The sequence below is a fragment of the Salipiger sp. PrR002 genome (assembly GCF_010500775.1).
Taxonomy (GTDB): Bacteria; Pseudomonadota; Alphaproteobacteria; order Rhodobacterales; family Rhodobacteraceae; genus Salipiger.
In genome coordinates this window covers 23,461-43,267 of record NZ_JAAGOU010000034.1, presented here as the reverse complement: position 1 = coordinate 43,267, position 19,807 = coordinate 23,461, and the positions used below count along the sequence as shown (strand labels likewise).

At 64.5% G+C, this 19,807-nt stretch carries 17 protein-coding genes; 5 read left to right on the top strand and 12 right to left on the bottom strand.

All coding sequences use genetic code 11. The annotated features are described in order from the left end of the window. Positions 1-118: 118 nt before the first annotated feature. Positions 119-1,153, bottom strand: a complete 1,035-nt coding sequence (locus G0A00_RS22175; RefSeq protein WP_164184485.1) for a proline racemase family protein — start codon at positions 1,151-1,153, stop codon at positions 119-121. A gap of 326 nt (positions 1,154-1,479) precedes the next feature. Between G0A00_RS22175 and G0A00_RS22170 the strand changes: the two genes are divergently transcribed. The 3 genes from G0A00_RS22170 to G0A00_RS22160 all read left to right on the top strand — a co-directional run bounded on the left by G0A00_RS22170 (position 1,480) and on the right by G0A00_RS22160 (position 3,942). Next, positions 1,480-2,766: an NAD(P)/FAD-dependent oxidoreductase gene (locus tag G0A00_RS22170; RefSeq protein WP_164184484.1), complete on the top strand. Its 1,287-nt coding sequence runs from the start codon at positions 1,480-1,482 to the stop codon at positions 2,764-2,766. Positions 2,767-2,835: 69 nt separating this feature from the next. After that, positions 2,836-3,261 carry a RidA family protein gene (locus G0A00_RS22165; RefSeq protein WP_164184483.1) on the top strand — a complete coding sequence of 142 codons (426 nt, stop codon included), beginning with the start codon at positions 2,836-2,838 and terminating at the stop codon, positions 3,259-3,261. A 6-nt stretch (positions 3,262-3,267) separates the two neighbouring features. Beyond that, positions 3,268-3,942: a DUF1028 domain-containing protein gene (locus G0A00_RS22160; protein ID WP_164184482.1), complete on the top strand. Its 675-nt coding sequence runs from the start codon at positions 3,268-3,270 to the stop codon at positions 3,940-3,942. A 52-nt stretch (positions 3,943-3,994) separates the two neighbouring features. On the opposite strand, the gene G0A00_RS22155 is transcribed toward G0A00_RS22160, so the two are convergent. The 10 genes from G0A00_RS22155 to G0A00_RS22110 form a co-directional block, all read right to left on the bottom strand. After that, the gene (locus G0A00_RS22155; RefSeq protein ID WP_164184481.1) at positions 3,995-4,924 is read right to left on the bottom strand and encodes a nucleoside hydrolase; all 930 of its coding nucleotides are present in this window, start codon (positions 4,922-4,924) and stop codon (positions 3,995-3,997) included. Beyond that, positions 4,917-5,993 (bottom strand): ABC transporter ATP-binding protein, encoded by a 1,077-nt coding sequence (locus G0A00_RS22150; RefSeq protein WP_164184480.1) that lies wholly within the window; start codon positions 5,991-5,993, stop codon positions 4,917-4,919. The genes G0A00_RS22155 and G0A00_RS22150 overlap by 8 nt, the downstream gene beginning before the upstream one ends. A gap of 96 nt (positions 5,994-6,089) precedes the next feature. After that, positions 6,090-7,850 (bottom strand): ABC transporter permease subunit, encoded by a 1,761-nt coding sequence (locus tag G0A00_RS22145; RefSeq protein WP_164184479.1) that lies wholly within the window; start codon positions 7,848-7,850, stop codon positions 6,090-6,092. Positions 7,851-7,996: 146 nt separating this feature from the next. Then, on the bottom strand, positions 7,997-9,079 hold the full coding sequence (locus G0A00_RS22140) for an ABC transporter substrate-binding protein (RefSeq protein ID WP_164184478.1): 1,083 nt from the start codon (positions 9,077-9,079) through the stop codon (positions 7,997-7,999). Between the two features lie 144 nt (positions 9,080-9,223). Continuing rightward, entirely contained in the window at positions 9,224-10,393 is a 1,170-nt protein-coding gene (gene argE / locus G0A00_RS22135) for an acetylornithine deacetylase (RefSeq protein WP_164184477.1), read from the bottom strand. Then, the gene (locus G0A00_RS22130; protein ID WP_203595476.1) at positions 10,390-12,741 is read right to left on the bottom strand and encodes a beta-glucosidase; all 2,352 of its coding nucleotides are present in this window, start codon (positions 12,739-12,741) and stop codon (positions 10,390-10,392) included. The genes argE and G0A00_RS22130 overlap by 4 nt, the downstream gene beginning before the upstream one ends. 141 nt (positions 12,742-12,882) lie before the next feature. Then, a complete protein-coding gene (locus G0A00_RS22125; protein WP_164184476.1) occupies positions 12,883-13,830 on the bottom strand; it encodes a LysR family transcriptional regulator in 948 nt (315 codons plus the stop codon). A 283-nt stretch (positions 13,831-14,113) separates the two neighbouring features. Further along, a complete protein-coding gene (locus G0A00_RS22120) occupies positions 14,114-14,848 on the bottom strand; it encodes an amino acid ABC transporter ATP-binding protein (protein ID WP_164184475.1) in 735 nt (244 codons plus the stop codon). Beyond that, complete coding sequence (locus G0A00_RS22115) at positions 14,845-15,519, bottom strand: amino acid ABC transporter permease (RefSeq protein WP_164184474.1); 675 nt, start codon at positions 15,517-15,519, stop codon at positions 14,845-14,847. The genes G0A00_RS22120 and G0A00_RS22115 overlap by 4 nt, the downstream gene beginning before the upstream one ends. A 4-nt stretch (positions 15,520-15,523) precedes the next feature. Next, positions 15,524-16,282: an amino acid ABC transporter substrate-binding protein gene (locus G0A00_RS22110; protein WP_164184473.1), complete on the bottom strand. Its 759-nt coding sequence runs from the start codon at positions 16,280-16,282 to the stop codon at positions 15,524-15,526. Between the two features lie 489 nt (positions 16,283-16,771). On the opposite strand from G0A00_RS22110, the gene G0A00_RS22105 reads away from it, so the two are divergent. Beyond that, a complete protein-coding gene (locus tag G0A00_RS22105) occupies positions 16,772-17,923 on the top strand; it encodes a mandelate racemase/muconate lactonizing enzyme family protein (RefSeq protein ID WP_164184472.1) in 1,152 nt (383 codons plus the stop codon). Positions 17,924-17,956: 33 nt separating this feature from the next. Here G0A00_RS22105 and G0A00_RS22100 read toward each other — a convergent pair whose 3' ends face one another. Continuing rightward, the gene (locus G0A00_RS22100; protein WP_164184471.1) at positions 17,957-18,868 is read right to left on the bottom strand and encodes a helix-turn-helix domain-containing protein; all 912 of its coding nucleotides are present in this window, start codon (positions 18,866-18,868) and stop codon (positions 17,957-17,959) included. Positions 18,869-18,979: 111 nt separating this feature from the next. Between G0A00_RS22100 and G0A00_RS22095 the strand changes: the two genes are divergently transcribed. Further along, positions 18,980-19,792: an alpha/beta fold hydrolase gene (locus tag G0A00_RS22095; protein WP_164184470.1), complete on the top strand. Its 813-nt coding sequence runs from the start codon at positions 18,980-18,982 to the stop codon at positions 19,790-19,792. Positions 19,793-19,807: the final 15 nt, after the last annotated feature.

Below are 19,807 nucleotides of genomic sequence, written 5' to 3'. Positions count from 1 at the left end.
GCGGGGCGCGACACATGTCGCGTGGGCCGGTTTGTACTCAGAGCGGGTGGGTCTCCCCATCCGCTCTTTTTTGTTTAGTCCCGGGCCAATCGACCGGACACCGCACCTCGCCGTTGCCTCAGCCGGTGATCTTCGGCCAGGTGTCCGACAGGCGATATCCCGCGGGCCAAGGATCATCCGGATCCAGCATGTGCTGATGGGTCCCGGTGATCCAGCCCCGGCCGTTCAGCTCCGGGCGGATCGCCTTACGATCGCCCACCTGTGTCGTGCCAAGAATGCGCCCGTGGAATTCCGAGCCGATGATCGATTCCGCGGTGAACCGGTCGTCGAGCCCCATTTCGCCGCGCTCATGCAGGATCGCCATGCGCGCCGAAACGGCGGTGCCGGTGGGCGAACGGTCGAGCTTGCCCGGTTGGATGGCGACCACGGATTTTGCGCGCATGTGATTTCCGTCGCGCTGGATCTCACCAGCGAAGAGGCAGAACGAATGGTGCTGCCAGTCCGGCTTCTCCGGATGCTCGAACTGAAACGCAGCATTGGCGGCATTGGTGATCCGAATGCCCAGTTCGGCGATCTGGCGGGCGTTGCCCTGCTCAAGCTCGAGACCGATTTCGGCGGGGTTCACCACCACAAAGCTGTCTCCGCCAAACGCCGTATCGACGGTGATACGGCCAAGACCCGGCACCTCCAGCGGCACCGCGAGGCGCGTGGCGAAGGACGGCAGGTTCTCGACGAAAATCCGCTCTGCCTTGCCGTTCGCGCACTGCGCGCGAACCCGCACCAGACCGCCCGGCGCTTCGAGGACCAATTCGGTCACCGGCTCTTGCATCGGAAGAATGCCGCTGTCGAGCAGGACGGTCGACACGCAGATCGAGTTTGAGCCGGACATCGGGGGCGTATCCTCGGGCTCCATGATGATCCACGCAGCCTGCGCTTCGGGGTGTTTCGGCGGCACCAGCAAATTCACATGCCGGAAGACGCCGCCTCGGGGCTCGTTCAGCACGAAGTTGCGCAGTGTCTCATCCTGCGCGATCCAAGCGCGCTGCTCCCACAATGTATCACCGGGCGGCGGCGCGACGCCGCCAACGATGACATCCCCGACCTCGCCTTCTGCGTGGCATGAGACAACGTGGATTACCTTCGACGTGCGCATCAAAACGCCTCCGTTATACAAACAGTATGCTTTGTTTGTAATTGTACGCCTGCAGCCGGGCTGCTCGCAAGAGGATTTCCGACCGGGCAGAACTCAGCGAATACAGAGGCAACCCGCGATGTGCCGAGGGCACATTGGAGCATGACGGCGCACATAGCCAGCATACACCTCGGGACCAAGTCACTTTCCCACATCCAGCGCCGCTCCATAGGATTGCACTAATCAATGACTAATTTTTCCATAATTTTCACTAACCCGGGCCTCGTCTAGGGTCGGTCAAGATTCATCTGGCCGCCCCAAAAGCCGGACAAAATAAGGACTTTTACATGTCGATCGAACGCGTTGATACCCTCGTCGTCGGAGCGGGACAGGCTGGCGTCGCAATGAGCGAGCACCTTGGACGTGCGGGCGTCTCCCACCTCGTTCTCGAACGCTCGCGCATCGCAGAGGACTGGCGGACGAAGCGCTGGGACTCGCTCGTGGCCAACGGCCCGGCCTGGCACGATCGGTTTCCCGGGATGGAGTTCCGGGCAGACCCCGACGCTTTCGTCACCAAGGACGGCGTTGCCGAGTATCTCTCGGACTACGCTGCGATGATCAACGCGCCCATCCGCACCGGGGTCGACGTGACAAAGGTCGAGCGGCTCGAGGGGCGTCAGGGCTTCCGCATCGAAACATCGGAAGGTGTGGTCGAGGCGCTCAACGTCGTGGCGGCCACCGGGCCGTTCCAGACCGCGGTGATCCCGCCTGTCGTTCCCGAAGAGGCAGGGCTGACCCAGATCCATTCCAGCCAGTACCGCAATCCGGCCGATCTTCCCGAGGGCGGTATTCTGGTGGTCGGAGCGGGATCCTCGGGCGTGCAGATCGCCGACGAACTGAACCGCGCCGGCCGCAAGGTCTATCTGTCGGTGGGCCCGCATGATCGCCCCCCGCGCGCCTACCGTGGCCGTGATTTCGTCTGGTGGCTGGGCGTTCTCGGCCTTTGGAACATGGAAGCGCCCGCCCCCGGCACCGAACATGTGACCATCGCGGTCAGCGGCGCGCGCGGCGGCGAGACCATCGACTTCCGCAACCTCGCCGCGCAGGGCATCACCCTGCTGGGCCGGACCGAAGGCTTTGCGGCTGGCAAGCTGAGCTTTGCGGCGGACCTGCGCCGCAACATCGAGGGCGGCGACGACAACTATCTCAAGCTGCTGCGCGCCGCAGACGCCTATGTCGCGGAGAACGGCCTCGATCTGCCCGAGGAGCCCGAAGCGCATCTGCTCGGCGAGCTGCCGCAAGACGCCGTCGATCCGACGCTGTCGGTCGATCTGGCCGAGGCGGGCATCACCACGATCATCTGGGCAACCGGCTTCGGTGTCGACTATACGTGGATGAAGGTCGACTGCTTCGACGACAATGGCCGACCGATCCATCAGCGCGGCGTTGGCAAGGTTCCGGGTATCTTCTTCCTTGGCCTGCCGTGGCAGTCCCGCCGGGGTTCCAGTTTCATCTGGGGCGTCTGGCATGATGCCAAACATGTCGCAGATCAGATCACCACGCAGGCAAAATATATGGAATACCACGCCGAAGCAGAGGCCGATCACGACAGCCCTGCCGCGGCGACCGCCTGAGGCTCACGCATTCACTTCTATCGCGAGGGTGCCGAACGGCCACCCTCGCCGTACTTTCCGGAGGCCAAGATGGCTCATACCCGCATTCGCAAGTTCAACACCAAAGACACCTACCCCGAGCAAAATCTCGACAACGATCTGTGTCAGGCCGTGGTTGCCGAGGGCAAAATGGTGTTCCTGCGCGGCCAGTGCCCGCAGAACCTCGATGACGCCAAGAACATCGAAAGCCACGACCCGGTCGAGCAGACCCATAAGGTCATGCAGAACATCCGCCAGCTGATGGAAGAATGCGGCGGCGCGATGGAGCATGTCTGCCGGGTGCAGGTCTTTCTGACCGATGTGCGCAACCGCGAGGCGGTCTACCGGACCATGGGCGAATACATCAAGGGCGTACACCCGGTGTCCACCGGGCTGGTCGTTTCGGCACTTGCGCGTCCCGACTGGCTGGTCGAGATCGAGGCAACCGCCGTCATTCCCCACGATTACAAGGCCTGATCCCCTATGACCTTTTCCCTCGTCGCCCGCTGCCCCGACACCGGCATGTTCGGCATCGCGATCTCGTCGTCCTCCCCGGCGGTGGCTGCGCGTTGCTCATACGCGCGCGCAGGCGTCGGCGCGGTGGCCTCGCAGAACGTGACCGACCCGACGCTCGGCCCGCTCGCGCTGGACCTGATGCAAAGCGGAAAATCCGCCGCCGAAGCGATCGAGGGCGTGCAGGCGCAGGGCAAGTTCATCGAGTACCGGCAGGTGCTCGCGGTTGACAGCGAGGGGCGCACAGCGATCCATTCCGGCCCCAACTCGCTGGGCATCTGGACGCAAGCGCAGGCCCAAAACGTGGCTTCGGGCGGCAACCTTCTGGCCAATGACGGCGTGCCGCAGGCCATTGTCGAGGGCTATCTCTCGGCCAGCGGTCACATCGGCGACCGGCTGATCGCCGCCATGCGCGCCGGGCTTGCCGCCGGCGGCGAGGCCGGGCCGGTGCATTCCGCGGGGATGAAGATCGTCGATAAGGTCTCTTGGCCGGTGGCTGACCTGCGCTGCGACTGGACCGAAGAATGCCCGATCGAGGCCATCGCCACAGCATGGCAGGTCTACAAGCCGCAGTTGGACGCCTATGTGCAACGTGCGCTCGACCCGCGCGAAGCACCCTCATACGGGGTGCCGGGCGACGAGTGAGCGCCGCCTCCGCAACAAGACGGGCCGGGCCATCGCCCGGCCCTTTTTCGTGTCAGAGCGACGTTCCCAGAGTGACCATGGAGTTTAGGAAAAGCGCCTCGAACCTCGGCTGATCCAACCCGGTGAGGATCTGCGCATTCGGCGCGCGTCCGGCAAGATGGCGTTCGCTGATGGCGGCGACGGATTGGCCCGCCGTATCGCCCGGCGTGGTCACGATCGCAACATGCCCCGCCACGCTTTCAAAGAGGGCAGGCTCGAGCAGATAGGCCACCACCGCCGGATCGTGCAGGCAGGGATCATGATAGCCCGCCAACAGGCTGCCGCAGAGGCCCTGCAGCGGCGCGTCCGGTCCCGACAACCGCGCCATGGCCTGCGGCGACAGCACCGCCTGACGGGTCACGTCAAGCCCCGCCATGACAATCGGGATACCGCTTTCAAAGACGATCCGTGCCGCTTCGGGGTCGACGTGGAAATTGAACTCTGCCGCTGGCGTGGTGTTGCCCGGTCCAAAGGCCGCACCGCCCATCAGCGTGATGCCGTCGATGAGCTCGGGCAGATCCGGCGCCAGCAGGAGGGCAAGCGCAAGATTTGTCAGCGGACCGGTCGCGAGCAGATGCAGCCGCCCATCGCAGGCGCGGGCGGTTTCAACGATGGCCTGCGCCCCGTGCAGAGGCTCTGGCGCGCGCGTGGCAGGCGGCAGGCCGACATCGCCCAGCCCATCGCCGCCATGCATCTTCGAGGTCTTGCCCCGCGCGCGCATGATTGGCCGATGCGCTCCGGCATAGACCGGCACCGCCCCGAGCCCCGCGACATCCAGCATCCTGCGCGCGTTCGGCGCGGTGCACTCAAGACCGACGTTCCCGGCAACGACGGTGACGGCCCGCAGATCGAACCGTTCGGGATGCGCGGCGATCCACAGGATCGCCAGCGCGTCATCGACGCCCGGATCGCAGTCCAGCAGGATCGGGCGCGGCTCAGCCATGCGCCGCATCGTCCGGAACGTAGCGCGCCGCGCCGTCGGCCCAGCCAAAGCGGATCATCTCGCCGATTGCGGGATCAAAGCTCGCCGGCGCACGGGTGGTGATCTCGCAGCCCGCGGCCTCGAGGATCACCCGCAGGTCCGAGCCGGCAAACACCGTCTCGATCACCCGGCCCTCAAAGTCACCCTCACCGAGGCGGATGTCCTCTGGGCGGATGACCAGCGCGCCCGCAGCCCCCTCGGTCAGCCCGTCACGGCCATGAGCGATGAGGCCAAGCGGGGTCTGCAACCCAGCGCCCTCGACATGGCCCTTGAGGATGGTGGACTGGCCGATGAAATCGGCGACGAAGAGGCTGTTGGGTTCCGCGTAAATCTTCCGCGGCGTGTCGATCTGAGCGATCTTGCCATCGGACATCAGGCAGATGCGGTCCGACAGCGCCAGCGCTTCTTCCTGATCATGGGTGACGAAGATGATCGTCGCGCCGGTCTCGCGGTGGATGCGCTTGATCTCGATCTGCATCACCTCGCGCAGCTTGGCATCGAGCGCGCCAAGCGGTTCGTCCATCAGGATGATCGAGGGATCGTAAACAAGGCAACGCGCCAGCGCGACGCGCTGCTGCTGGCCGCCCGAAAGCTGGGTGGGGAAGCGCTCATGCGCGTGGCCGAGGCCCACGGTGTCCAGCACCTTCTCGACCTTGGGGGCGATATCGGCGGCGGCCATGCCGCGCATCTTCAGCGGGAAGGCAACGTTTTCGGCCACGGTCATATGCGGAAAGAGCGCGTAGTTCTGGAACACCACGCCGATGCCGCGCTTGTTGACCGGGGCAAAGGTCTGGTCAGTGCCGTCGATCATCACCTGCCCGGCGGACGGATCGGCCAGCCCCGCGATCAGCTGCAGCAGCGTCGTCTTGCCAGAGCCCGACGGCCCGAGCAGGGTCAGCAACTCGCCCTCGCGCACGTCGAGATCGACGTGATCGAGCGCCACAGTCGGCCCGTAGATTTTGGCAAGCCCCCGGGCCTGCAGCTTCATCGTGGTTTCAGAAGACCCCAGCGGGGTCGCGGCGGTGGTCATGGGGGCAGTTCCTGTATCCGGGGTCACGGAGCGGGCGGCGGAGATGGGAGAGGTCATGGTCATGCCTGCGGTCCTTTGGCTTGGCTCTGGCCTCCCTCAGCGGGGGCGGCTTTTCTCTGCGATGACGAAGAGGATGGTGACGATAAAGACGACAAAGACCGAGGCGGCCGCCAGCGTCGGCTGGATCGACAGCAGGATGTCGTCCCACATCTGCTTGGGCAGGGTCTGTTTCACGCCCGCACCGACGAAGATGGCAATGGTCAGTTCCTCGAAGGAGTGCAGCACCCCAAAGAGAAAGCCCGCGACGGTGCCGCCCTTGACCAGAGGCAGAAGGATCAGCCGGATCTGCTGCCAGCGGGTGGCGCCCATGGTGGCTGCGGCCTGCAGCAGGCGCCAGTCCATGCTGCGGAAGGTGGTCAGCAGGATCACAAAGACGATCGGCAGCGCGGTCAGCGTGTGGCCAAGCGCAATGCCGAGGTTGGTGGCGATCAGCCCGACCTGCGCGAAGACGTAGAACAGCGCCACGGCGATGACGATATTCGGCACGATCATCGGCAGCAGGAAGATCAGGAACACGAGGCTGTTCAGCTTCGAGCGCGAGCGCGCCATGCCATAGGCTGCGACGCCCGCGATCAGCGTCGACATCAGGCCCACGGCCACCGCGATCACCGCCGAGCGGATGGTCGCTCCGGTCCACTGCGCCGAGGTCAGATAGGCCTCGAACCATTTCAGCGAGAAGGAGGTTGGCGGAAACTCAAGGAAGGAGGCGGAGTTGAAGGCCATCGGCGGGAAGGCGATCACCGGCACGATCAGCACAAAGAGGATGACCCAGACGAAAATCGACAGCGTCCAGCGGCTGAACCGCGCCGGGATCACGCTGGCTGCGGCATCCGTGAGCCCTGCGCCAAGGGCGATCAGACCATTGCCTACACGCGCCGAGAGCCGCCCGTGGTGCGACTTGCCCCCGCCCTCGCCCGAGACCGAGGACATGCCGAAGATGCGGTCATAAAGGGCGATGGTCAGCAGGGTCACCACCAGCAGCAGCGTCGCCAGTGCGCCAGCAAGACGCATGTTGAAGAGCTTCTGAACCTGCGTGATGAGGGTCTGGCCCAGCACGGTTTCGCGCGGCGAGCCGAGCAGCGCGGGGGTGATGAAAAAGCCCAGCCCCATGACAAAGATCAGCAGACCAGCGGCGGTGACTCCGGGCATCGAAAGCGGCAGGAAGATACGCCAGAAAGCCTGACCGCGGCTCGCGCCCATGGTCATCGCGGCAGGCTGCAGCCGCTTGTCGATCGACAGCATGGTCGGAAGCATGGTCAAAATGGCGATCGGCAGCATCGCGTGCGCCATGCCAAAGACGACGGCACCGCGGCCATAAAGCAGGTCGAGCCCGCCTTCCATGCCCATCCCATTGAGGATTTGCGCCACGATGCCCTTGCGGGCCAGCAGCACGATCCATGCAAAGTTCTTCAGCAGCGGGCTGACCCAGAAGGGCAGCAGCACCAGCCACATGGCCATGCGCCTGCGGCGCTCGTTCATCCCCGCAAGCCAGACCGCGATGGGATAGCCCGCCAGAATGCACACGCCCGTCACCTCGGCAGAGATGATGAAGGTGTTCAGCAGCGTCTTTACGTAAACCCCCGCCGAGAACATGTCGCGGTAGACCGACAACTCAAAGGCGCCGGTGTCGGGGTTGCGGAAAGACAGCAGGATCAAAGCCCCTGCAGGCACCAGCAGCAAGAGCGCGAGATAGGCGATCCCCGGTGCCGAGAGCCAGAGCGTATCCGGACGGCCAAGCCTGCGCCGCTTGGCGGCAGGGGCGGGAGGAGCGGAAGTGGCGGCGGTGGTTTCGGTCATGACGTCTCGGCAAGTTCGAGGGGCAGGCTTGGCCCGGAGGGCTGAAGGACCGCGCGGGTGCTTCAGGCAAAGGGCGGAAAAAAACCGCAGCGGGGCGTGCCCGGCTGCGGTTGGGGGGGCGGCGGACCGCCCCCCTTAGAACCCGGTTAGCCGAGGATCCACTGCTCGAAACGCTGGGTCAGCGCGTCTTGGTTCTCGGCCCAGTAGTCAGCGCCCAGAAGCGCAAGGCCCGAGATGTGCTCCGGCGTGGTCGGCAGCACAGCGGCCTTCTCGGCGGAGATGTAGTCATAGGCCTTCATGTTGGTCGGGCCACAGGCCAGCACCTCGGTGTAGGCCGCCTGACGCTCGGCATCGAGGCACCACTCGACGAACTTGCGCGACAGGTCGGCTTTCTCGGTGTTGCCGGCGATGGTCCAGCCGTCGATGTTGTAAAGACCGCCGTTCCAGACCAGTTCCACCGGCGCGCCCGAAGAGATCGCCGTTTGCGCGCGGGTCGACCAAGCCGAAGTCATGTCGACTTCGCCGTTCTGCATCACCTGCGTGTTCTGCGCACCCGAGGTCCACCAAAGATCGACGTGATCCTTGATCTTGTCGAGGCTGGCAAACGCACGGTCGACGTCCAGCGGATAGAGGTCTTCGAGCGCGACGCCGTCCGCCAGCAGGGCCATTTCCAAGGTGGTCACCGGGCTGCGCCACAGGCCGCGGCGGCCTTTGAAGGTGTCGACGTCCCAGAAATCAGCCCAGCTCTTCGGACCCTTCTCGCCGAAGGTGTCGGTGCGGTAGGCCATGGCCAGCGCGTAGATCGCGACGCCGGTGAAATCGTGCTGGAAGGTGTTCGGCGTGAAGTCGTCGGGGTTCGACACTTCGATCTGCATCGGCAGCATGTAGTCGTCACCGAACTGGCGCAGACGCAGAACGTGCTCGGGGGTCATCAGGGCAACGTCGAACAGCTTGGTGTCGGTATCGACAGCCATTTTATACTGCGGGATCGGATCCGGCTCGTTGGTCGAGGTCTGGATGGTGACGCCGAATTCCTCGGTGAAACTGTCGTAAAAGCCCGCCTTGAAGCCTTCGTAGAAGGTGCCGCCCATGTCGCGGACCATCAAGGTCTCGCCAGCGAAAACCTTATTGCCCTTCAGCACGGCCGGAGCCGCCAGCGCGAGGCCGAGACCGGTTGAGGCCTTCATGAAGCCGCGACGGGAGAAGGTCGGTTTGTTGCCCTGTTTCATTTTGTTCCTTTGATTCCTGTTGGGAGGGTCCACATCGGCGATATGGAGCAGGTGGGATGTATCATTCGGCGGTGCGGGCATCGGATAAATTACAATTTTCCGCGCCTTGGCTTTGGCCTTTCCTAAGGTCAACCTGCGATGGCTTTAAGGCCTCGCCGAAGGACCTGCGCAGAAATTGGCAACCGCTTGACGCAGCATCAGATTGCAGGCTTCCAGCTGCGCGGCTTCGATGAATTCGTCGGGCTGGTGTCCCTGCGCCATGTCGCCCGGGCCGCAAACGATCACCGGAACCTGAAGCGCATCGCTGAACAGACCGCCCTCGGTTCCGAAGCTGAGCCAGCAATGGGGCGTCCCCTCGGGCAGGCAGGCGGCAAGCCGTCCGACCGCAGCAGCCTCGGGGTCCTGCGCAAGGCCGGGATAGGCCAATGTCTCGGTCAGCGTGATGCCGGTGCCTGCAAAGCCCTGCTTGGCGGCGTCAGAGATGGCACGGGCGCAGTCGCGGATGCGCGCGTCCAGCGCGGCGCTGTCCTCGGTGGCGGGAAAGCGGGTCTCGAAAATCAGCCGTGCCTCGGAGGGCACCACATTGACGGCTGTGCCGCCCTGCAGCACGCCCGAGTGAACCGTGGCGTAAGGGATCGAATAGCCCTCTTCGCGCACGCCGTTTTCCGCCAGCTCGTCCTGCATCGCCCGCAGCGCCATGACCAAATCTGTCGCGAGATGCAGCGCGTTGAGCGCCATCGGTGCCTCTGCGGAATGGCGGGCGACGCCCCTGCAGTCGGCGCGGTAGCCGATCTTGCCCTTGTGGCCCAGCCCGATGCGCAGGCTGGTCGGCTCTCCGACAAGCACGAGATCGGGACGGATGCCCCGCTGCTCGATCGCCGACAGCATATCGCCGACCCCGGCGCAGCCAACCTCTTCGTCGTAGGACAGCGCGATCCAGAGGGGCAGTGCCAAAGTCGCGGGGTCTACGGCCTCGGCCAGCGCCATAGCGCAGGCGACAAAGCCCTTCATGTCGGTCGTGCCGCGCCCGTAGAGCTTGTCACCCTCACGGGTCAGTTCAAAAGGAGGCCGTGTCCAGGGCTGGCCCGCCACCGGCACCACGTCGAGATGCGCCGACAACATCAGCCCCCCCGGCGCCTCTGGTCCCAGCCGTGCCAGAAGCGCAGCCTTCTGGCCGGTCGCGTCAGGAAAGATCTCGCAGATGGCACCCGCCGCTTCCAGCGCGGAACGCAACTCGGCGACCAGCGCCAAATTACTGTCCGCGCTGATCGTGGGATGGGCGATCAGCCGCGCCAGCCAGTCAAGATGGCTCACAGTGCGGCCTCTGCGGCGTCCATCGCGGCGTTGATGCGCGCGATGACCTCGGTGGTCTCTTCCTCGGTGATCGAGATGCGCAGGCGGCGTTCCAGCGTGGTGAAGATCCCAAAGAACGAGTTGGCGCAATGTTCGAGCGCCCGGTCCGCCTCGTCCGCAGTGATGCCGCAGCGCGCCGACAGGAAGTCACGAATGACACCCCGGGCGTGCGGGTTCGGCAGCACATAGGCGGGCTGGGTGTCATAGGCCACGCGGCGCCATGGCAGCAGCGACGGCATGAGGGTCAGCGGCGCGCGCAGGCGGATGTCATCCGAGGCGGCGGCGACCAGCAGCTCGGCCTCTTCGCCTTCCAGCACCCAGCGCCCCTGCCCCGGATGCCAGACCGCAAGGTCGCGCCCGGTGACGGTGAGCGTAACGCGGCGGCTCTCCCCCGGCTCGAGCGGGGTTTTGGCAAAGGCCTTGAGCTCGATCGTGCTGCGCTTCAGCTGGCGTCCTTTCGCCGCAAGATAGATCTGGCTGACCTCGCGACCTGCGAAATCGCCGGTGTTGGTCACGGTGAAAGAGACCTCCAGCGCTCCGTCCAGCGTGATCTCGGAGGTCGAGACCGACAGATCGGAATAGGCGAAGCTGGTGTAGGAGAGACCGTGCCCAAAGGCAAAGAGCGGAGCCATGCCGCGCGCCGCGTAGCCGCGATAGCCGACGTGCACACCTTCGGAGTACATGTGACGGCCCAGCTCGCCCGGGTAGGACAGGTGGCCCGGCACGTCGGACAGCTGCTGCGGGAAGGTGACCGACAGTTTGCCCGATGGGCTGACTTTGCCGCTGACCAGATCGGCCACTGCCCCGGCCATCGCCTGACCGGAATAGAAGCTGACGAGCACGGCGTCGACCGCGTCGATCCAAGGCATTTCGATCGCGTCGGGGCAGGCGACGATCACCGCGACCGGCGTGCCACTGGCGGCCAGCGCACGGATCATCTCATCCTGCCCGGGGCCAAGCGCCAGCGTGGTGCGGTCCGACCCTTCGCCATCGTAGGCACCCTCGGTCGAGACATAGGCAAGGATCACATCGGCGGTCTTGGCAATTTCCATCGCTTCGGCATCGGCCTCGGTGCGCTGGATGATCTCGGCGCCGGGCAGAACCGAGCGAAGCTCATCGACCGGGCTGTCGATCATCGTGGGGATCGTCGTGGCGCAGCCCGAGCCCTGGATCACAGGGGTTTCGGCGTCGCGCCCCATCACCAGCACGCGCTTGGCATCCGCCCGGACCGGCAGCGCGCCACCGTTCTTGACCAGCACCATCGACTGGGTGCCCATGGCACGGGCGCGGGCATGGTGCGCGGCCTGATCGATCTGCGGTGCGGGCGTCTCGGCACCGGCCAGCGCCTTTGCAATGAACTCCAGCATCCGCACGCAGGAGCGGTCGACCACATCTGCGGGCAGGCTGCCGTTTTCGATGGCCTCCAGCAGTTGGGCCTTGCGGCGCGGGCTTTCGGGCATGTCGAGATCGCCGCCCGCCAGCAGCGATGCGGGACGGTCCTTGATGCCGTGCCAGTCCGAGACGACGATGCCCTCATAGCCCCAGTCGCCGCGCAGCACATCGCCCAGCAGCCACGGATCCTGACTGGCCTGCACGCCGTTCAGGCGGTTGTAAGAGGACATGACGGTCCACGGGTTGGCCTGCTTGATCGCGATCTCAAAGCCTTTGAGGTAAATCTCGCGCAGCGCCCGCTCTTCGACGACGCTGTCCATGCTGGTGCGCTCGATCTCGGAGTTGTTGCAGGCGAAATGCTTGAGCGAGGTGCCGACGCCCTGCTCTTGGATGCCTTCGATCACCGCAGCCGACAGCTTGCCGGTCACCACCGGGTCTTCCGAGTAATATTCGTAGCTGCGCCCTGCCAGCGGCGTGCGGCGGATGTTGATCCCCGGCCCGAGCAGCATGTGCACGCCCATGGCGCGGCATTCGCGGCCCAAGAGCTCGCCAAGTTCGCGCATGAGGCCGGTGTCCCAGCTGTTGCCCATGGCAGAGCCATTGGGGAAACAGGTTGCAGGCTTCATCTCGCCCCAAGCCACGGCAACGTCCGACGCGCGCTGGTTCACCATGTTGAGGAACGCATCGAGATCCTCACCGCCCTTCTCGTCGCCGTCGATCTGCGGGATCGAGTAGCGCACGCCGTAGGTGCCATCCGTCATGGTAGTCGTGGGAATGCCAAAGCGCTCCAGCGCCGCGGTTTTCCACATGCCGAAACCGGAGAGCAGATCGGTCTTTTCTTGGGGGGTCATCTGCGCGACGATCTTTTCGGGCGCGCTCAGGTCCTGCATGGCGGGGGCAGTCAGGGTCTCGGTCAAGTGGGGCTCCGGCATGTGTCGCCGGAGGGAGGGCCGGCGCGGGAAAATTCACCCGTTATCCTTTCAGATGCCGAGGACAAGCGAAAATACGGAGTTGCGATCCGCTGGTTAGGGCGAGACTAAGCAGGGGTGCCCTTGGCTTTACTGAACCCGTTTTGGGACCATGATCGGAGGCTCCATACCCGGGATGTAGCTGTTCGAGATCATGCTGACGCAATGCTCTGTGAAGGTGCTCACCAGCCGTGTCGGCTCCCGCCCCGCCACACGGAGCAGACCCAGACGCATCGGCGTCTGATCCCCGGCGATGCGCAATTTGTGCACCGGGCGGCCATCCAGCGCCGCCGAGGCGCGGGGGCGAATGTTGGCGATGGTAAAGCCGAAGTTATTGGCGACCATGGTGCGGATCACATCTTGGTGCCGGAGCCGCGCGGTGACCTTGGGGACGACCCCGGCCCGTGCGAAAAGCCCCATGAAGTAATCACGCGACAACGGCAGATCGAGCAGGATGAAATCGCGCTCCGCAAGCTCTTCCAGCGTCACGGCACTCTGCTCGGCCAAAGGATCGGTCTGCGCCACCATCGCATAGGGCGGCAGTTCGGCCAGCGGCGTGAACTCGAAACCTTCGGGCACATGCAGATCGTAAGTCAGGGCGATGTCCAGCTCGGCACGTTCGATTTTCGCCAGCAGGATCTCGTGATCGGCCACCTCCGGCTGCACCCGCGCATTGGGGTAGTCGGCGGCGAAACTATGCGCCACTTGCGGCAGCACCATCGGCGCGAAGGTCACCAGACAACCCAGAGCGAGGTTGCCCTGAACCAGCCCGGTGGCCTCCGACACCAGCATGTAGAGCCCCTGCGCGTGGTCGAGCAGCTTCTTGGCCTCTGCGAGGGTTTCGCGTCCGACCGGGGTCAACGACAGGCCCTGCGCGTGGCGCCGCAGGAAAAGCTGTGCGCCGAGTTCGGCCTCGAGCTGCGAGATCGCGGTCGAGATCGACGGTTGCGAGATATTGATGCGCTCCGAGGCGAGCCGGATCGAGCCGCATTCGGCCGTCGCAATGAAATACTCGATTTGCCGGAGCGTGAAGCGCATGGGATGGTCTTTCTTTGCGGTCTCTTATCAGGTGGCAGCGCTTCGTTCGGGCCCCGCCCCATCGGCCAGAGCCACCCGGGGCGGCAGGCAAACACCCGTTGCGCCAAGTGTAGAGCTGCGGCTTGGGTGCTGGTGACGTGCCGAGGGTTTGAGCCCGTGCTGACCGCAGGTGATACGCCCATGCGCTTGGCGCGTCGAGGCTCTTGTGGCCCCCCTTGCCACGCAAGTGCCCGAGCCTGCGCCCCGGCCCGCCACCCTCTGGGCCGCGCCCTTCCTGCCTGACCTAGTGCGAGAGCCGCTTAAGGAACCGCTGCAGCCGTGCGTCTTTCGGCGCGCCAAAGATCTGCTCGGGCGCGCCTTCCTCGACGATCTTGCCGCCGTGCATGAAGATCACCCTGTCGGCGATCTCGCGGGCAAACTGCATCTCGTGGGTGACGATCAGCATGGTCTGCTTGCGCTCGGCGACGCGGCGCATCAGGTCCAGCACCTCGCCGACCCATTCGGGATCGAGCGCCGATGTGGGCTCGTCGAAAAGCATCAGTTCGGCACCGATCGCCATCGCGCGCCCGATCCCGACGCGCTGCTGCTGCCCGCCCGACAGGCTCGCCGGGTAGCTGCCCGCCTTGTCCGCCAGACCGGTCTCGGCCAGCACCTCAAGCGCGCGCGCCTCGGCCTCGGCCTTGGGGCGGCCCTGCACGGTGACCAGCGCCTCCATGATGTTCTCTTTCGCGGTCTTATTGGCAAAGAGCGCGTAGTTCTGGAACACGAAGGCCGAGCGGCGGCGTAGAGCGAGGATCTCGGCCCGCGATGCATGGGCGGCATCCAGCGTCACATCGCCGATGGTGATCTGCCCCGCATCGGGCTGGTCAAGGAAGTTGAGGCAGCGCAGCAGCGTCGATTTGCCGGTCCCCGACGGGCCGATGATCACCACGCGCTCGCCCGGCGCGATATCCAGGTCGATGCCATCGAGCACCGCCGTGCCATCGAAGCTCTTGCTAAGGCCGCGGACCTTGATCATCGTGCATACGCCTTGTTCAGATAGGTTTCGAGCCGCTTCTGGCCCTGGCTCAGCAGTTCCACCATGGCCCAGTACATCAGCGCCACGACAAGGAACGCCTCGAAGTAGAGGAAGCTGCCCGCCGCCTCTTTCTGCGCCGCGCCCATCATCTCGGTGACGCCGAGGGTGAAGGCCAGCGAGGTGCCCTTGATCATGTCGATGAAGTAATTGACCAGCGTCGGCGCGGCGACGCGCGCGGCCTGCGGCAGGATGATCCGCCGCATCATCTGCAGCTGGGTCATGCCGATCGACTGCGCGGCCTCCCACTGGCTGCGGTCAACGCCAAGGATGGCGGCGCGGATCGTCTCGGCCATATAGGCCGAGAAGTGCAGCGTCAGCCCCATGATCGCGGCAGTGACCCCGTCGATGCTGGTCAGGAAACTCAGCACCTGCGGCAACCCGTAGTAGAACAGGAAGAGCTGGACCAGCAGGGGCGTGCCGCGGAAGAAGCTGATGAACAGCACCACCGCCCAGTCGAGCCAGCGGATGCGGAACACCCGCTCGACCGCCAACAGCGAGGCGAGGACGAGCGCCAGCACCATCCCCGCCGCCGCCATGCCCAGCGTCAGCGGCACATAGCCCAAGATGACGGGCACCAGCCCCAGCATGTAGTCGAGGTCCAGTCCCCGCATGATCTTACTCCGGGCTGGTGATGTCGGTGCCGAACCACTTCTGCGAGATCTCGGTCAGCGTGCCGTTCTCGCGCAGCGTGGTCAGCGCGGCGTCCACCTCGTCGCGCAGCGCGGTGCCGGTCTCATCGGTGCGGAAGGGCAGCGCGTTGCGGATTTCCGAGAACGGCTTGCCAGCCAGTTCCAGCGGCAGCGGGCTTTCCTGGATCAGCTGCACCGACGACACGCGGTCCATCACGAAGGCATCGACGCGGCCCAGAGCAGTATCCTGCGCGATGTTGGACTCATAGGTCTTGATCTCGATCTCGTCGGCGAAGGGCAGTTCGCGCAGCAGCTGCTCAAAGTTCGAGCCGAGGTTCACCGCGACGGTGCGGCCGCGCAGATCCTCGACGCCAGCCACCTCGTCATTGCCCTCACGCACCACCACCTGCGCACCGTCATAGACGTAAGGCTGGGTGAAGGTGAACTTGGCCTCGCGCTCGGGGGTGATGGTGATCTGGTTGGCGATCGTGTCGATGCGCCCCGCGTCGAGCGCGCCGATCAGACCCGAGAAGGACATGGTCTCGAACTCGACGTCGAGGCCGGTCTCTTCGCCGACGGCGTTCATCACGTCCACCTCGAAGCCCTGCAGCACGTCCTGCTTGACGAAGGTGAAGGGGAAATAGCCGCCCGACATGCCCACGCGCAGCGTCTGGCCCTCTTGCGCGACGGTGGCGCTGGCCAGTCCGGCGGTGATCGCAGCAGCGGCGATGATGGATTTGAGCATTTTGGCAACTCCTTTGAATTAGGAGCACTAGGTGTCTTCGCGCGCCACGAGGATCAATGGGCCGAAAAAGAAAAGGCCCCTGTCTTGCGCAGCTGCGCTGCCGCCAGAACGCCGTTCTGCATTTTCGGCCCCGGGCGGAATGCATGTTTGCCACCGCAGGCCCCTGCGCCGGTGGGTGCACCACGTTTAGGAGACGGCGCGCGTCAAACAGGGCGGTATCGCGATGCCGCTTGCATCCTTCGGCGACCGACCGCTCTTTGCTCGGCCCGATGTCGGGGACACTCTGGCTCGCATAGCGTTCCCGCATATTCACACCCGAGAGAAGTGCATAGGCTTGGCACTGCTCAAAAATTCAGTTTTCGATAGTTCCCGCGCCAAGATCTCATCGCGGCACCAGCTGGGGCGGGCTTTGGGCCCCTCGCCCCTTGTGCTTCACGGATTTAGGCATTGAGACCTGAGCGGTGGACCTGACCTGAACGGATTGAGCGGATGAAGATTACCAAAGTTGATGTTTTCAAGGGACGCAGCGGCAAGCTCAATCCCGTTCTCATCCGTATCAGCACCGACGCGGGGCTGGAGGGCTGGGGCGAGGCGGGCGTTGCCTACGGAAAAGGCGCGAGCGCGGCGGCGGGCATGATTTGCGACCTTGCGCCGTTTCTCATCGGAACCGATCCCACCGCCATCGAGGCCTTTCTGACCCAGTGCCGGGACCATACGTTCTGGGGCAAGAACGGCGGCACCATCTTCCATGCCGCTGTCAGCGCCTGCGAAATGGCGATGTGGGATATCCTCGGCAAACAGCTGCAGGTCCCAATCCGGACGCTGATGGGCGGTTCGGTGATCGACGATCTGCCCTGCTACGCGAATGGCTGGTACGAAGCATCGCAGTCCCCGGATGACTTCGCGCGTGCGGTCGAGCGCCCGATGAAGGACGGCTTCAAGGCGATCAAATTCTATCCGCTGGGGCAGATGGTCGGGCAGAACATGCGGCACGTCAGCAGGCGTCAGATCAGCCGCGCGGCGGCAGATCTTGCGGTCGACAGGGTTCGCGCGGTCCGCGATGCGGTGGGGCCGGACGTCGACATCATGCTTGACCTCTCGGGCGGGATCACGGCCGCTGAGGTCATCCGCTTGTGCGAGCGCTTTGCCGAGTTCGACATCCGCTTCGTTGAAGAGCCGGTCGATCCCGCCGACATCGCCGGACTTGCAGAAGTCTCGCGGTCGGTGGCCATGCCGGTCGCCGCCGGAGAGCGACATTACACGCGCGACGGCTTCCGTCCGCTGATGGAGCAGCGCGCGATCAGCATCGCGCAGCCCGATCCCGGCAACACCGGGGGGCTCGCCGAAACCCGCAAGATCGCGGCCATGGCAGAAGCTTTTGGCATGCTCTGCGCCCCGCATGTCTGCGCCTCGCCGCTGATGACCGAAGCGGCTCTTCAGGTCGGCGCGACATTGCCCAACTTCATGACGATGGAGCTCTATCCCTACTTCCGGCATCACGACGGCTGGGTCGATTTCGTGCGCACCCCTGCCGAGACGAGGGCTGCCAATGGGATGATCCGGCCCAGTGACGCGCCAGGGATCGGTGTCGAAATCGAGGTGCCGCTCATCGAACATTGGCACGTCGCGTCGGTCACCTAGTCGACGCACCGCCCAATCTCAGCCGCCCGACCCTCAGCTGGACAAAGCGGCGCGGGCAATATCCGCCTCGGCGCGATCCGCAAGGTCTTCGAGCAACTGCGCCGCCGGAACGTCGGTCAGCGCCGATGTCCAAAGGCGGTTCGCGATGTCCTCATGCATCTGGACCACATGTTCCATGTCGATGATCGAAGCGACGCCGTAGCGCACATTGGGAATATCGACGACCCGGAACGGGCTGTTCACGACGCGGCTGCGGTCCATTTCGCGGATGATCTGAAAGCCGGACACCGGCAGACCCTCGGTCAGCACGCCGATCTGCACGCCCATCTGCGGCGACCGCAGCATCTGCGCGATATGCCTGACCTCGCGCACGGCATGGCTGCGGCGCGCGTGCACCAGCCGCGCGGAGGGATTTCTACGGGCCACGAGCCCCGTGGCTAGGAACCGCTCGATCTCGGGGACAGAGGAAATCGACACCAGCCCCATGCGCCGCGCCCGAAAGGTTTCCTTGCGTCCGCGCAGAGAGGTCAGCAGATCATCGAGGCGGCGCTGCACCCCGGTGGAAACATCGGGAAATGTCTCGGTCAGCGCCTCGCGCAGCACCTCGTCATATTCATCGGAGGTCAGCATATAGGCGATCGGGCCAAAGACGATAACCGAGGACAGCGCCCGCGCTTCGATCTGCCGGATACGCTCGAAGAAGACGATCCCGTCCGAGACGAACTCGATGTCGATCCCCAGCAGCGCCGTCATCGGGACCTGCAACAGGTTCGCCAGCTTCTGCACGGTCTCGATCTTCACCACCTCGCCCTTCTCGTAGCGATAGACCGCCGCGCGGCTCACCCCGAGCCGGGCCGCAAGATCGTCGACGCTGCGCCCCGAGGCGATGCGATAGGTGCGCAGGCGGTCTCCGATGTCGGAAAAGCGCGGCCCGGTCTTGGCCATTTGTCTCACCTCATGAGAATCTGGTGACTAATTTTTCATTTTTATCATTTCTTGAAACTTCTGCGAAAGCCCTTCTCAGGCGATGGTGGCGAAAAGTTAGAGGGACAAGACATGCTGACACATCTTGCTGCCACGGTTGACGGCGCGAAGGTTGTTTACGACCGCACCGAACAAGACGGCTATCCGGTCATTTTCGTGCATGGCGGCTTTGGCAGTTCGTCCGAGTTGTGGCATTCGACCATGGACAGCCTGCCCGAGGGATTTTGCGGTTACGCGATCAACAACTTCCTGCGCTCGGACGCGCCGCCCGACGGTTACACCATCGAAAGCCTTGCAGCCCGTGTCGCGCATTTTGCGCAGGCGCTCGGCCTTGAGCGCCCGGTCATCGTGGGCCATTCCATGGGCGGCGTCGTGTGTCAGCAGGCGGCGATCAGCTACCCGGATGTGATCGGCGGCCTTGTCACGGTCGGCAGCGGCCCGACCATGAAGGGGCACAACACCGGACGGGGCTTGCTGGCCACGATGCGCGAGGCGAATGGCATCACCGAGGAACTCATGCGCGGCATCAGCGCAAAGTGGTTCTACAAAGAGCCGCCCGAGGGGTTCTTTGACGCCTATGTCGAGCGCGCCATGCAAGCGCCGATGCAAGCGGTGATCGACATTCAGGCAAGCCTGCTGGACACCGATCTGGTCGACGACCTTCCGAAGATCGAAGCGCCGACGCTGGTGCTGCATCCCACCGAGGACTCCGGGCGCCCGATGGAACACGCCGAGCTGCTGATGGCGGGTATTTCCAATACGCGGCTGCATGTGTTCAAGGACTGCGGCCACTCTCCCATGCTCGAATCGAAAACCGAGTTTGACACCGTCTTCCATTCGTTTCTCCGCGACGTGAAAGACGGAACAACCAAAGCGGACCAGTGATGTTTCCAACAGAAA

What these genes read in the sequence shown, in the direction of transcription:
- G0A00_RS22175 (WP_164184485.1), bottom strand. Translation starts at nt 1,153, where the DNA reads ATGCGCACGTCGAAGGTAATCCACGTTGTCTCATGCCACGCAGAAGGC.
- G0A00_RS22170 (WP_164184484.1), top strand. Translation starts at nt 1,480, where the DNA reads ATGTCGATCGAACGCGTTGATACCCTCGTCGTCGGAGCGGGACAGGCT.
- G0A00_RS22150 (WP_164184480.1), bottom strand. Translation starts at nt 5,993, where the DNA reads ATGACCACCGCCGCGACCCCGCTGGGGTCTTCTGAAACCACGATGAAG.
- G0A00_RS22125 (WP_164184476.1), bottom strand. Translation starts at nt 13,830, where the DNA reads ATGCGCTTCACGCTCCGGCAAATCGAGTATTTCATTGCGACGGCCGAA.
- G0A00_RS22165 (WP_164184483.1), top strand. Translation starts at nt 2,836, where the DNA reads ATGGCTCATACCCGCATTCGCAAGTTCAACACCAAAGACACCTACCCC.
- G0A00_RS22155 (WP_164184481.1), bottom strand. Translation starts at nt 4,924, where the DNA reads ATGGCTGAGCCGCGCCCGATCCTGCTGGACTGCGATCCGGGCGTCGAT.
- G0A00_RS22105 (WP_164184472.1), top strand. Translation starts at nt 16,772, where the DNA reads ATGAAGATTACCAAAGTTGATGTTTTCAAGGGACGCAGCGGCAAGCTC.
- G0A00_RS22095 (WP_164184470.1), top strand. Translation starts at nt 18,980, where the DNA reads ATGCTGACACATCTTGCTGCCACGGTTGACGGCGCGAAGGTTGTTTAC.
- G0A00_RS22100 (WP_164184471.1), bottom strand. Translation starts at nt 18,868, where the DNA reads ATGGCCAAGACCGGGCCGCGCTTTTCCGACATCGGAGACCGCCTGCGC.
- G0A00_RS22110 (WP_164184473.1), bottom strand. Translation starts at nt 16,282, where the DNA reads ATGCTCAAATCCATCATCGCCGCTGCTGCGATCACCGCCGGACTGGCC.
- G0A00_RS22145 (WP_164184479.1), bottom strand. Translation starts at nt 7,850, where the DNA reads ATGACCGAAACCACCGCCGCCACTTCCGCTCCTCCCGCCCCTGCCGCC.
- G0A00_RS22120 (WP_164184475.1), bottom strand. Translation starts at nt 14,848, where the DNA reads ATGATCAAGGTCCGCGGCCTTAGCAAGAGCTTCGATGGCACGGCGGTG.
- G0A00_RS22160 (WP_164184482.1), top strand. Translation starts at nt 3,268, where the DNA reads ATGACCTTTTCCCTCGTCGCCCGCTGCCCCGACACCGGCATGTTCGGC.
- G0A00_RS22115 (WP_164184474.1), bottom strand. Translation starts at nt 15,519, where the DNA reads ATGCGGGGACTGGACCTCGACTACATGCTGGGGCTGGTGCCCGTCATC.
- G0A00_RS22140 (WP_164184478.1), bottom strand. Translation starts at nt 9,079, where the DNA reads ATGAAACAGGGCAACAAACCGACCTTCTCCCGTCGCGGCTTCATGAAG.